At 57.1% G+C, this 11,667-nt stretch carries 13 protein-coding genes; 9 read left to right on the top strand and 4 right to left on the bottom strand.

Annotation, left to right across the window (positions count from 1 at the left end; genetic code table 11):
* Positions 1-21 precede the first annotated feature (21 nt).
* The gene (locus M2407_RS16760) at positions 22-369 is read left to right on the top strand and encodes a helix-turn-helix transcriptional regulator (RefSeq protein ID WP_020827025.1); all 348 of its coding nucleotides are present in this window, start codon (positions 22-24) and stop codon (positions 367-369) included.
* Positions 370-372: 3 nt separating this feature from the next.
* Positions 373-906: an SRPBCC family protein gene (locus M2407_RS16755; RefSeq protein ID WP_046373455.1), complete on the top strand. Its 534-nt coding sequence runs from the start codon at positions 373-375 to the stop codon at positions 904-906.
* On the opposite strand, the gene M2407_RS16750 is transcribed toward M2407_RS16755, so the two are convergent.
* Complete coding sequence (locus M2407_RS16750; protein WP_020827027.1) at positions 907-1,935, bottom strand: transporter; 1,029 nt, start codon at positions 1,933-1,935, stop codon at positions 907-909.
* 204 nt (positions 1,936-2,139) lie between these two features.
* On the opposite strand from M2407_RS16750, the gene M2407_RS16745 reads away from it, so the two are divergent.
* From M2407_RS16745 to M2407_RS16730, 4 genes are all read left to right on the top strand, one after another.
* Positions 2,140-3,750 (top strand): inorganic phosphate transporter, encoded by a 1,611-nt coding sequence (locus tag M2407_RS16745; RefSeq protein ID WP_020827028.1) that lies wholly within the window; start codon positions 2,140-2,142, stop codon positions 3,748-3,750.
* A 26-nt stretch (positions 3,751-3,776) separates the two neighbouring features.
* Positions 3,777-4,691: a polyphosphate kinase 2 gene (gene ppk2 / locus M2407_RS16740; RefSeq protein ID WP_020827029.1), complete on the top strand. Its 915-nt coding sequence runs from the start codon at positions 3,777-3,779 to the stop codon at positions 4,689-4,691.
* 163 nt (positions 4,692-4,854) lie between these two features.
* Positions 4,855-5,688: a D-alanyl-D-alanine endopeptidase gene (gene pbpG / locus M2407_RS16735; protein ID WP_122079452.1), complete on the top strand. Its 834-nt coding sequence runs from the start codon at positions 4,855-4,857 to the stop codon at positions 5,686-5,688.
* A gap of 156 nt (positions 5,689-5,844) precedes the next feature.
* Complete coding sequence (locus M2407_RS16730; protein WP_128865212.1) at positions 5,845-6,828, top strand: LLM class flavin-dependent oxidoreductase; 984 nt, start codon at positions 5,845-5,847, stop codon at positions 6,826-6,828.
* A 1-nt stretch (position 6,829) separates the two neighbouring features.
* Here M2407_RS16730 and M2407_RS16725 read toward each other — a convergent pair whose 3' ends face one another.
* Complete coding sequence (locus M2407_RS16725) at positions 6,830-8,134, bottom strand: aminotransferase class I/II-fold pyridoxal phosphate-dependent enzyme (protein ID WP_259218653.1); 1,305 nt, start codon at positions 8,132-8,134, stop codon at positions 6,830-6,832.
* A gap of 68 nt (positions 8,135-8,202) precedes the next feature.
* Between M2407_RS16725 and M2407_RS16720 the strand changes: the two genes are divergently transcribed.
* Genes M2407_RS16720 through pdxY form a run of 3 tightly spaced genes read left to right on the top strand, consistent with a single transcriptional unit; the run spans position 8,203 to position 10,013 of the window.
* Positions 8,203-8,460 carry a hypothetical protein gene (locus tag M2407_RS16720; protein ID WP_048758766.1) on the top strand — a complete coding sequence of 86 codons (258 nt, stop codon included), beginning with the start codon at positions 8,203-8,205 and terminating at the stop codon, positions 8,458-8,460.
* On the top strand, positions 8,457-9,170 hold the full coding sequence (locus M2407_RS16715; protein ID WP_197820980.1) for a glutamine amidotransferase: 714 nt from the start codon (positions 8,457-8,459) through the stop codon (positions 9,168-9,170). Before M2407_RS16720 ends, M2407_RS16715 begins: the two co-directional genes overlap by 4 nt.
* 3 nt (positions 9,171-9,173) lie before the next feature.
* Positions 9,174-10,013 (top strand): pyridoxal kinase, encoded by an 840-nt coding sequence (pdxY, locus tag M2407_RS16710; protein ID WP_259218652.1) that lies wholly within the window; start codon positions 9,174-9,176, stop codon positions 10,011-10,013.
* 41 nt (positions 10,014-10,054) lie between these two features.
* On the opposite strand, the gene M2407_RS16705 is transcribed toward pdxY, so the two are convergent.
* Positions 10,055-10,768: a flagellar brake protein gene (locus M2407_RS16705; RefSeq protein ID WP_020827036.1), complete on the bottom strand. Its 714-nt coding sequence runs from the start codon at positions 10,766-10,768 to the stop codon at positions 10,055-10,057.
* Positions 10,769-10,841: 73 nt separating this feature from the next.
* Positions 10,842-11,624 carry an N-formylglutamate amidohydrolase gene (locus tag M2407_RS16700; RefSeq protein ID WP_020827037.1) on the bottom strand — a complete coding sequence of 261 codons (783 nt, stop codon included), beginning with the start codon at positions 11,622-11,624 and terminating at the stop codon, positions 10,842-10,844.
* Positions 11,625-11,667: the final 43 nt, after the last annotated feature.

Below are 11,667 nucleotides of genomic sequence, written 5' to 3'. Positions count from 1 at the left end.
GCCTGTTCTATATTCAACCATATGGTTAAATTATCTTCCTCACAGCTGGACGCCATTTTCCATGCGCTCTCCGATCCGACACGCCGCGCAATATTGCGGTCGTTGGCCGGTGGCGAGCACAGCATTGGCGAACTGGCCGCGCCGTTGCAGATGTCGTTTGCCGGCGCTTCCAAGCATATCAAAGCACTGGAGCTTGCTGGGCTGGTGCAGCGTACCGTGCAGGGAAGAAACCATATCTGCCGGCTTGAACCCGAGCCTATGGCGCAGGCCATGCAATGGCTGCAAACCTACGAGCATTTCTGGACTGAGCGGCTGGACGCGCTGGAAATAGCGCTGCTGCAACCGGAACCGAATCCTCCCAAGGAGTGAACCATGAACGACTACGGCATGATTATTGAAACCGGCACGCTGCGTATTCAGCGGCTGCTGCCCGGCCCTATCGAACGGGTCTGGGCCTATCTGACGGAATCCGACAAACGCGCCACCTGGCTGGCCGCCGGCGAAATGAAGCTGGAAAACGGCGCCCAGGTAGAGCTGGTGTTTCGCAATTCCGATCTGACCGGCGAACACGAGCAAACGCCGGCCAAATATAAGCACCTAAGCTGCAGCGTCAGCAACGTCGGCCATATCACCTGCCTTTTCCCACCGCGGCTGCTGAGTTTTACCTGGGCTGAACAGGGGCAAAGCCGCCCTTCCGAGGTGACCTTCGAACTGACCGAACAGGGCAAAGCCGTGCTGCTGACGGTCACCCACCGTCGCCTGGCCAACCGTGATGAAATGCTCAGCGTGGCCGGGGGCTGGCATACCCACCTGGATATCCTGGTCGATCGTCTGCACAATCGTCAGCCGCAGCCGTTCTGGAGCACTCACACTCGCCTGGAAGAAGAGTACCGGGCCAGACTGTGATCAGCCTTCATCCCGGCGTCTGAAAGCCAGATAGCCGGTAACCAGCGTAAAGCCGCCGACCAGCAACACCAGCAAAACAAAGCCGTGGTGGTTGCTGGCCAGCGGGATCCCCCCCACGTTCATGCCAAAGAAGCCGGCGACGATATTGATTGGCAGTGCCAACACGGTGATCACCGTCAGGGTGTAGAGCGTGCGGTTGTTCTGTTCCATCTGCTTGGCGCCTATCTCTTCCTGTAACAAGCGAATGCGTTCGGTCAAGCTGGCGAGATCGTTTAGCACCACCGTGAACTCTTCGGTAAATTGCCGCAGATCCTGTACCACGTCCCGGCTCAGCCAGGTCGGTGGCCGGTTCAGCAAACGAAACAGCGCCGCGGGCTCCGGCGCCAGCAGACGCTGAAAACGCAGCAGCATACGGCGCATTCTGCCCAGTTCGGTACGGTTGCGTTTCACATGGTTGCTCAGCAGGCGATCTTCAATGGTATCGACGTACTGGTTGGCCTGCCGCACCACCTGCTCCAGCACCTCTTCCTGCTCTTCCAGCAAATGCGCCAGCAATTCGGTAGAAGACGCCAACTGCAGCGGCCCTAGCCGGCCCAGCAGCCGCTCAATCAAACGCAGCGGTTTGTGCCGCACCGTGACCACCAGGCCGCTACGGCAATACAGCCATAGCGTCGCAATCTCCGGGTTGTTCTCTTTCGGGTGGAAGATTACGTCGTTGAGCACCGCGAACAGATCTTCTCCCTGACGCTCTATGCGCGTGGTATGAGAACCGTGGCGGATCTCGTCAAAGAAAAACTCAGAAATCTCGAAGTGGTTTTTTAGCCATTTTTCCGCCGCGGCATGATTCAGGTTGAGATGCAGCCAGATAAATCCCTCCCCCGGCGACAGCGTCTGATAGGCCTGGCAGGCCTGCTGCGAAGAGACCCGCTGCGGTGGCTCTGACGTACGAAAAACGTGGCCGTAAATCAGCCCGGTGACCTCATCGTCAAAATCAAGTTTGTGTAATTTTTCCGCAACCGTTTGAGCCATAAACCTTTGTCCCGAATAACCGCACGCATGAATTAATCAATCTCAGTCTTTATATCAACCTTTAAATGCCAACGTTAATTATTTTCACTGTTCCCGATGATTAATATTAGCGTCATAAAAAAGTCACATTATTTCCCAATACTTTGATGGCAACACCGTACAGCACCGTCAGTAATCTAATGAAGCCTATCGGGAAGGTCCTTTATGAGCGATAACAGCGCCGTTCAAGCGGGTGCGCCATCTGCGTCAAGCCTGCCAAAAATCTACCAAAAGAACAGTCGACTCACTGTTCTTTTTTTTATTTTATTATTAGTGCTGGGGATAGCTTTTGCTGGCGTAAATCTATTTAACGACGTCAGCGATGCCGGCGCGGTTTATACCAGTTACGTTCCGTTTCTTTTATTGGGAATGGCGTTATTGATCGCGCTCGGCTTTGAATTCGTTAATGGTTTCCACGATACCGCCAATGCGGTAGCCACCGTGATTTATACCCATTCCTTGTCGCCGATGGTGGCCGTGGTTTGGTCGGGGTTCTTTAATTTTCTCGGCGTTTTGCTCTCCAGCGGCGTGGTGGCCTTCGGCATCATTTCGCTGCTGCCGGTTGAACTGATCTTGCAGGCCGGTACCGGCAACGGGTTCGCCATGGTCTACGCCCTGCTGTTCTCGGCGATTATCTGGAACCTCGGCACCTGGTGGCTGGGGCTGCCTGCGTCATCATCGCATACCTTGATAGGCTCGATCATCGGCGTAGGGGTGGCTAACGCCCTGATCCACGGCCGCACCGGCACCAGCGGCGTCGACTGGGGGCAAGCCATTAAAGTGGGGTATGCCCTGCTGCTTTCACCGGTGATCGGCTTCGTATTTGCCGCCTTGCTGCTGCTGGCGCTGAAGGTCTTTGTTAAAAACCGTCAGTTGTATACCGCCCCCAAAAATGACTCGCCGCCGCCGTTGTGGATCCGCAGCCTGCTGATCCTCACCTGTACCGGCGTTTCCTTTGCTCACGGCTCCAATGACGGGCAAAAAGGCATGGGCCTGATCATGCTGATCCTGGTCGGTACCATGCCGATTGCCTATGCGCTGAACCGTTCGATGCCGCCGGAGCAAATCCCCCGCGTAGCGGCATTGGCGGAAGTGACAAAAAACCAACTGCTGCAACAGTTCCCAGCGGTCAGTCAGGTTCCTGCGCGTGAAGTCCTCACCGGCTATGTTCGCACCAGCGAGTTGACGCCGGAGGTGGTGCCTGCCCTGGCCCAACTGACCGGCGCCATCGGCGATCAAATTCGCCAGTACGGGTCGGTCGACAAAATCCCTGCGCAGGCGGTATCCAACACCCGAAATGATATGTACCTGACGTCGGAGGTCATTAAGCACCTGAAGACGGAAAAACAACTTCAGATCCCCGCTGACTCGCAACGCAATCTGGACGCGCTGAAAGGCGAACTGGACAGCGCCACCCGCTTTATTCCGTTCTGGGTCAAGGTGGTGGTAGCGATAGCGCTTGGGCTGGGCACCATGGTCGGCTGGCGGCGCATCGTGGTCACCGTGGGCGAGAAAATCGGGAAAAGCCACCTCACCTATGCGCAGGGCGCCAGCGCCGAGCTGGTGGCGATGACCACTATCGGGGCGGCGGACGCCTTCGGCCTGCCGGTTTCCACCACCCACGTTCTTTCATCCGGCATTGCCGGGACCATGGCGGCCAACCGCTCCGGCCTGCAAATGTCCACCCTGCGCAATCTGCTGATGGCCTGGGTGTTGACGTTGCCGGCCTCGGTGCTGCTTTCCGCCGGGCTCTACTGGATCTTCACCCATTTTTAAAACCGGGCTAACACGGAGAATCAACTATGGCTATGCATGAATTTAATCACGACGACACCTTCAACCAGCGCCTGCTGCAGGAATTCTACGACAGCTATGACGAAGAGCTGGAAATGGAACTGGACGACCTGCGCTTTGACGACACCGAGGTGGACAGCGACCAGAAAAAAGCCTGGCGCAAACAGTATTTTCGCGAATTGCTGCGACTGCAGGGTGAATTGGTCAAACTGCAGGACTGGGTGATGCGTACCGGTCACCGTCTGGTGATCATCTTTGAAGGCCGCGATGCCGCCGGCAAAGGCGGTGTGATCAAACGCATCACCCAACGTCTGAACCCGCGTACCTGCCGTGTGGCCGCGCTGCCCGCCCCCAACGATCGCGAACGTACCCAGTGGTACTTCCAGCGCTATATCGCCCACCTGCCGGCCGCCGGCGAAATGGTGTTGTTCGATCGCAGCTGGTACAACCGTGCCGGAGTGGAAAAAGTGATGGGCTTTTGCAACGACGAAGAATACGAAGAGTTTTTCCGCAGCGTGCCGGAGTTCGAAAAGATGCTGACGCGCAGCGGCATTCAAATCGTCAAGTATTGGTTCTCGATCACCGACGATGAGCAGGAGCTGCGTTTCCTCAGTCGCATTCACGATCCGCTCAAGCAGTGGAAGCTCAGCCCAATGGATTTGGAGAGCCGCCGCCGCTGGGAGGATTACACCGAGGCCAAAGAAGTCATGTTAGCGCGCACTAACATTCCTGAGGCGCCATGGTGGGTGGTTCAGGGTGTCGACAAGAAAAAGGCCCGGCTGAACTGTATCAGCCATCTGCTTAAGCAAGTGCCCTACGAAGAAGCCGAAGGCAACGTGATCACCTTGCCACCACGCAAACGCAGCCCGGACTACAGTCGCAGCCCGGTGCCGGATAATATGGTCGTGCCAGAAGTGTATTGATGCCCTGCCAGGGAGGCGCATGGCCGCCTCCCTGCCTTCTCCTCACGCCAGAACGCCACCGCCGGGTTTTCAGATCCGGAAGGGTCACCTTATTTTCTCCACATTTGCTGTGCAGACTCTTGCTGATATTTTTTCATCAGTCAGGAACGTAGTCACGGTTGCCATGCATTTATTGAATTCCCTTTTTCGCTTTTCCACCTCAGGCTTCGGCGTCATTTTGATTCTCACGCTGCTGTTGTTTCAGCCCTCTGCGCAGGCTGCTGCGCCGCTGGCGCTTCACTCTGCTTCGGTATTGGTGGTCAATCAGCGTACCGGCAAAACGCTGTATCAGAAACAAGCCAACCGCGTGTTGCCGATAGCTTCGCTGAGCAAATTGATGACCGCCATGGTGGTATTGGACAGCAAACGCCCGCTGGGCAACCCGATAAAAGTCACTCCTGCCGACCGCGATCTGCTCAAGAAGACCCATTCGCGCCTGACCCTGGGCTCCATTCTCAGCCGGCGCGATATGCTGCACATCGCCCTGATGTCATCGGAAAATCGTGCGGCGGCCGCGTTGAGCCGCGGCTATCCCGGGGGACGAAAAGCCTTTGTGGCGAAAATGAATCAGAAAGCACGCAGCCTCGGCATGAAACACGCCCGTTTTTACGATCCGACCGGCTTGACGCCGCGCAACGTTGCCAGCGCCAGGGATCTGCTGAAAATGGTGAATCACGCCTACCGTTATCAGACCATTCGCCGTTTCAGCACCGACAAGCAACAAATCGTCCGTCCTGGTCGGGGCCAGCTGGTTTATCGCAGTTCCAATGGGCTGATCAACAATCCGGCCTGGAAAATTCAGCTGCAAAAGACCGGTTTCACCAACGAAGCCGGCCACTGTCTGGTGATGCGAACCCTGATCAAGGGGCAGCCGGTGGTGATCATCCTCCTCGGCTCAAAGCAGCGCTACGGCCACTACAGCGACGCTATTCGCCTGAAGGCCTGGCTGGAGTCCTGATGTGAATCGGGCGCGTCAACCACGCGCCCCTTTACCACTCCGCGCATATCTAAATCCGTTTTTTATCAATGGAATATCCTATCTCCAATCAATATTACGCCGCTGGTGTTCTGCATGGTATTTGTCATCAATCATCGATGATAAAGGAACAGGAAAATGGCTTATGCCCTGAGCGTGTTGGAAAAAAGTCCGATTGCCGAAGGAGAAAGCGCCGCCGAGGCGCTCAAACGCACGCTGCATCTGGTACAGCAGGCGGAAGTTTGGGGATACCGCCGTTTTTGGCTGGCGGAGCATCACAATACCCCGCAGCTGGCTTGCCCTTCCCCTGAAGTGCTGATTGCTTACTTGCTCGGACAAACCTCACGGATCCGTATCGGCTCCGGCGGCGTCATGCTGCAGCATTACAGCGCTTATAAGGTGGCGGAAAACTTCAATCTGCTGGCCACGCTGGCACCGGGCCGGGTTGATTTGGGCGTGGGAAAAGCGCCTGGCGGGCTACCGCTCTCGACTCAGGCGCTGCAGGCCGCGCACGATCAGCAGAATAAGCCTGACTTCCCTAAACAGCTCGCGCAGCTAAATGCCTATCTGAACGATGATGCACAGCCCGGCCTGAGCGCAACGCCACAGCCGGTTCAGCCGGCGCAACGCTTTCTGCTGGGCGCCAGCAATGAAAGCGCCCAACTGGCCGCCGAACACGGCTGGGCCTTTGTGTTTGCCGCTCATCTCAATGGCAACCCGGAGGATATCCGGCGGGCGCTGGCTCATTACAGTGAGCAAAGCGGTGGCCGAAAAGCCCTGTTGGCGGTGGCAGCGATCGTCGCCGACAGCGAAAGCCAGGCCAAGGATCTGGCTGCCGGGATCCAGCAGTATCGTGTCCACGTGACCGGCGGGCAAAGCGTGACCGTCGGCAGTCTGGAGCAGGCGGAAAGCTTTGTGCAACAGGCTGGCGCTACCGATTACCGTATCGAACCGCGCGAAAGCCACATACTGCTGGGGACCGCCAGGCAGGTGCGTCAACAGCTGGATCAGTTACACCAACAGTACGGCGTAGAGGAGTTTGTGATTGATACCCCGATCAGCCAGCCTGCCGCCCGCCTCGTCTCTCTGCAATTGCTGGCGCTAGCGGGTGATGCTGTTTGATTCAGTTAACCACGGTGCCGGCACCGATGGCGACGGCCAGATCCTGAGCCAGCGTTTCCAGCTGCGCCGGCTCAAGGTTAGCCAGGCTGATGCGGATCGCCGGGCCGCTTTTCAGACGGAAGGGCTCGCCGCTCTGCACCAGCCAGCCACGCTGCGCCATCATTTGGCTGGCGGCGGCTTCTGAACGCACCGGTAACCAGATATGCACTCCCTCTCCCGGCGATACCGGCACGCCGGTCAATGCGCGCAGCCGCTCGGACAAATCGTCACGCCGCTGCTGATAAGTTTGCTGCGCCCGTGCAAACAGCCCCTCTTGCTGGGCCTGCGTCCACAGTTTAACGGCAATCTGCTGCAGGATATGGCTGACCCAGCGCTCGCGAATGTATTGATCCGCCCGCATGGTCTGCAGCAGCTGCGGCTTGCCGCAGGCCAGCGCAATACGCAGATCCGGGCTGAGAAACTTGCTCAGCGATAACACATACAGGCCATTGTCTGCGGTAAAGGGCAAATGCAGCGGCCGCTGCGACAGCGGTCCCCAGAAGTCATCGACGACCGCCAGACAGCCCGGGTTTTGCGACAGGAATTCCCGCCAACTCGCGGCCCGGCCCGCGCTTAATGACATGCCGGTCGGGTTCTGTGCCCGAGGCGTCAGGATCACCGCGGCTCCCAGAGGTGCGGCCTCTTTTTCCGGTAAGCGGCACCCTTGTTCATCAACCGGTAACGGCAAAGGCTTCAGCCGCAGATGCCGCAACAGCGTCAGTAGCGGTGGCCAGCAGGGATCTTCCACCCACACCGAGGCTCCCGGCGCCGCATGGATACGCAACGCCTTTTCGATAGCGTCCAGCGCGCCGGAAAACACCGCCGGTTCCCCCAACTCTGCGCCCTGCTGACTCAGCCAGTCGCCGGCAAGCCGACATAACGCCGGTAAATCCCCGCTGACGTCATAACCGGTCTGCTGCGGGAAAACGTCTTCGGCGCCCAGCGACAGGGCCGGCAGCAGCGTGGCATCCAGATTACCACTCGCCAAATCCCTCATCCCCTCAGGCACTTGCCGAACATTGCGCACCGTCATTAAAGGTTGCTCAAGTACCTGAGTACCGGCACGCCCGCGGGTAGCCACCAAACCGGCATCACGCAGTTTGGCATAGGCGCTGGCGACGGTATTGGGGTTGACCCCCAACTCGCCGGCCAATTGACGTACCGGCGGCAGCAGGTCACCCGGCTGCAGATCACCCTGCTTTATCTGCGTGCTGATCTGTTCAGCAATCTGGACAGCGCTGCCGCCTTTTGCATACAATGAGCTCATACATAAAACCTTTTTGTATTAGTTCAAAATAGATTACCTGTTTCGAACGGAAAAGTTAAGGGGTAAAGATGGAAAAACATTACGTACTGGATATTAAACAGGGCGGGAAAGCCTTCGGTCGCTTGCAGATGTTCACGCCATGGGCTGCCGATCAGCTTCAGCAGGCTCAGGCGCTGTTCCCTGCCGATCAGGGTTACCAGTTGAGTATCAGCCAGGTCAAAGAGCGTCGGATAATTTATCAAAGCGGCATTGGCGGCATCACCATCCTGGGCGATACGCTGGAGCTGGAACCTTACCCTCATAGCCAAGAGGTACCACAACAATGAAAAAAGTTGTCGCGATCCGACATGTGAATTTTGAAAACCTCGGCATTCTGGGCTCACTGCTGTCATTGCGTGGCTATCAGATTGATTATTTCGACGCGGGCCGTGACGACATCCGCACCATCGTTAACGAAGATACCGACCTGCTGGTGGTGCTGGGCGGGCCAATCAGCGCCGCTCAGCACTTTGCCGGTCAGCAACACTATGCGTTTCTCAACGATGAGTTAGCACTGGTTACCCAGCGTCTCCAGCAAAAACGGCCTACGATCGGTGTCTGTCTCGGCGCGCAGGTGATTGCCCAGGCGCTGGGCGCCGAGGTCGTTTCACTTGGCGTGAAAGAGATCGGTTACGCTCCCTTAACCTTGACGGATAACGAAGACTCGGTGCTGGCGCCACTGGCGTCGACGCCGGTGCTTCACTGGCACGGCGATATGTTTATGATCCCCGAAGGCGCGACCCGTCTGGCGGGTACCGATATCTGCCCTAATCAGGCATTTGAGTATCAGGATTTCGCCCTTGGGCTACAGTTCCATCTGGAAGCCGATCACCGCGATCTGGAACGGTGGCTGGTGGGACATGCCTGTGAACTGGAGTTGGCCGGCATCGTGCCGCAGCTTTTGCGCCAACAGGCCGCGCGTTACGGCACAGAATTGGAGCAACGCGCCCGCCAGGTATTTGCGCGCTGGTTGGATAAAATCGAACCAAGGAAGTGATAGATGCAACAAATTTCTCAATTACAGCCGCCGCAGATTGATGTCATCAGTATTCAATCTCAGGTGGTGTATGGCAGCGTCGGCAACGGTATTGCCTACCGCACGCTGTTGAAAAAAGGGCTGGAAGTGCTGCAGGTGCCCAGCGTGCTGTTCGGTTGCCCCCCTTATTACGGTGCGCCCAGCGGCGGCGTGATCTCCGCCGAGTGGTTCGGCGGTTTTCTGGCGGATTTGCTGGCCCGCGGCGTGATGAATCGCACCCGGGCGGTGATTGTCGGTTATCTGGGCAATGTCGACCAATGCCATATTCTGGATACCTGGTTACAGCGCGCGCGCGCGATCAATCCGCAGATAAAGATTTATATCGATCCGGTGATGGGCGATTACGGCGAAGGGGTGTATGTCGATAAGCGCATTGTCGATTGCTACCGCTCCCCCTTCCTGCAATTGGCCAATGGCCTGACCCCTAACGGCTTCGAACTGGAGCAGCTTTGCGGTCACCCTCTGACCACTCAGGAACAGACGCGGCAGGCTGCACAGGCGTTGCTCAATGACACCACCGAGTGGGTGTTGGTGACCAGCGCACCGGGCGTGGCGGAAAACGACGATCAACTGGGGTTACTGCTGGTCAAGCACGACGAAGTGCAAAGCTATACCCACCCCAGAATTCAATCAAAGGTCAAAGGCACCGGGGATATGTTTGCCGCGTTGCTGGTCAGCCATCTGCTGCACGGCAAAAGTCTCGATGAGGCGATCGTGACCGCCGGGGGGGAAGTTTGTGATGTTCTGGCGGAAGCGGAGCATTTCGGCCTGGAGGAAATTGGCAGTCTGCGCGCCTTGAAATAGGCCGGGAGTGACGGGGCAGCCAGCTGCCCCTCGCGTCTTGGTTAGCGTTTTTTCTTTTTGTTGAAGTCCAATTCAAACGCAAACACTGCACTCTGAATTTTTCTTTCCATGGCCAAACCCAGTTTCATAAAGCGGCACGACAGGCGTGAAAAATGCACCATGTTGTCGTCGTCATCCAGCTCATGATCGTCGTTGATCACCACCAGCTCCATATTGACCTTGAAACTGCCGTAGCTGCCAAGATCCAACAACGCTTTTTTGAACTGGAAGCCGGGCTGTAGGTTTGGCGGTAACGGACCGTCAACGCGCAGCCCTACACCACCGGCGGACAGATCGTGGATCCTCAGCTGATATTCACTGCCATCGGCGTATTCACCACTGCACAAAAACTGGCGCCAGTGAGGGGTAGTCACACGGAACTGACGGCGGCGCTGGATGTAAACCAGCTGCTTCGGCAATTGGGTTGAACAGACATTGACGCCCTGCTGCTCGATGAATTCGGCCCGACCTACGGAGAACTCGATCTTCGCATCATGGCTTTCAATCACGATGGTGTATTCGCCATCAACCGTCGCATCCACCTCATCGCCGCTAAACACGATGTTGTCCGGCCCGACGCTCAATAACAAACTCTGAAACTGCTGCTTCTCATTTACGACCCGTAGCGGCGTGCGTTGTTTACAAATCTCACGCAGAATCGCCAGTACTTCAAAGCGCTCCTGCTTGATAAACAATCCGTTATCATTCTGCTCCACTTGACGCTCCTGGCACTTCCCAATGACGTTGACACTTTCCTTACAGTTATCATCACTGGGAATATTCCTAAAGTCAAATTTGCCAGCGATGCCAGGCTTGCGGTAACAGTCTGGCGAAGCGTTCTGCCCAGGCCTGTTGACCTTGTTGATCGGCAAGCAGATCCTGGCGTATCTCGATACCGACATAGGGCAATTGCCGGCGCTCAGCATGCACCGGCAGGGTGTAGTCCGTCGCGTCGGTCATGGCATAGGGCTCGTTGATGCCCACCTGCAAATCCCCTTCTTCACGCAGCAGCTCAGCCAGCAACAACGCGAACTCCGGCTGACGGTTGAACAACAGTCCGACCTGCCACGGGCGCGCGTTGCCTTTAAACACCGGCGTAAAGCTGTGCATGGCAACGATGGCCGTCGGCAAGCCGCTACGCTGGCGCGCATCCAGGCTGTCGGTTATCGCCTGATGGTAAGGCAGAAAAATCTCATGCTCGCGCGCCAGCGCCTGTTCGGCCGCAATGCCCACGTTGCCGGGGATCGGCGTCAACTCGGACAGTTCTGGTATGGAACTGGGGATGCCGGGTGTCCGATTACAGTCAATAACCAAACGCGAATAGCGCTGATGAATCAGCGGCGCGTCCAGCTGGCGACTAAGGTGACGTGAAACGTTCAGTGCGCCGATGTCCCAGCCAATATGACGGTCTATTTCGCCGGGCGGCAGCCCAAGATCGCCCAATTGCTGCGGTATCGCCTGCCCGGCGTGATCGCATAGCAATAAGAAGGGCGCGAGGCCTTTTGGCGTTTCAATCGCGACGGCGGCGGGATCTTCGGCGGACAACAAAAACGGGGCGAACGGCTGTGGCATGAAAAACTCCGGCGGAGGAACAAAGCCTTATCTTAGGCTATTT

It is taken from the genome of Serratia sp. BIGb0234 (genome assembly GCF_024809915.1).
In the GTDB taxonomy this organism is placed as follows: Bacteria; Pseudomonadota; Gammaproteobacteria; order Enterobacterales; family Enterobacteriaceae; genus Serratia; species Serratia liquefaciens.
Note: the sequence above shows the minus strand (reverse complement) of the source record. Positions and strands in the feature narration are given on the sequence as shown.

Bases quoted from the DNA above. Each gene is read 5' to 3' on its own strand.
- M2407_RS16755 (WP_046373455.1), top strand. From the start codon at position 373: ATGAACGACTACGGCATGATTATTGAAACCGGCACGCTGCGTATTCAG.
- M2407_RS16730 (WP_128865212.1), top strand. From the start codon at position 5,845: ATGGCTTATGCCCTGAGCGTGTTGGAAAAAAGTCCGATTGCCGAAGGA.
- pbpG (WP_122079452.1), top strand. From the start codon at position 4,855: ATGCATTTATTGAATTCCCTTTTTCGCTTTTCCACCTCAGGCTTCGGC.
- M2407_RS16720 (WP_048758766.1), top strand. From the start codon at position 8,203: ATGGAAAAACATTACGTACTGGATATTAAACAGGGCGGGAAAGCCTTC.
- M2407_RS16745 (WP_020827028.1), top strand. From the start codon at position 2,140: ATGAGCGATAACAGCGCCGTTCAAGCGGGTGCGCCATCTGCGTCAAGC.
- M2407_RS16760 (WP_020827025.1), top strand. From the start codon at position 22: ATGGTTAAATTATCTTCCTCACAGCTGGACGCCATTTTCCATGCGCTC.
- M2407_RS16700 (WP_020827037.1), bottom strand. From the start codon at position 11,624: ATGCCACAGCCGTTCGCCCCGTTTTTGTTGTCCGCCGAAGATCCCGCC.
- ppk2 (WP_020827029.1), top strand. From the start codon at position 3,777: ATGGCTATGCATGAATTTAATCACGACGACACCTTCAACCAGCGCCTG.
- M2407_RS16750 (WP_020827027.1), bottom strand. From the start codon at position 1,935: ATGGCTCAAACGGTTGCGGAAAAATTACACAAACTTGATTTTGACGAT.
- pdxY (WP_259218652.1), top strand. From the start codon at position 9,174: ATGCAACAAATTTCTCAATTACAGCCGCCGCAGATTGATGTCATCAGT.
- M2407_RS16725 (WP_259218653.1), bottom strand. From the start codon at position 8,134: ATGAGCTCATTGTATGCAAAAGGCGGCAGCGCTGTCCAGATTGCTGAA.
- M2407_RS16715 (WP_197820980.1), top strand. From the start codon at position 8,457: ATGAAAAAAGTTGTCGCGATCCGACATGTGAATTTTGAAAACCTCGGC.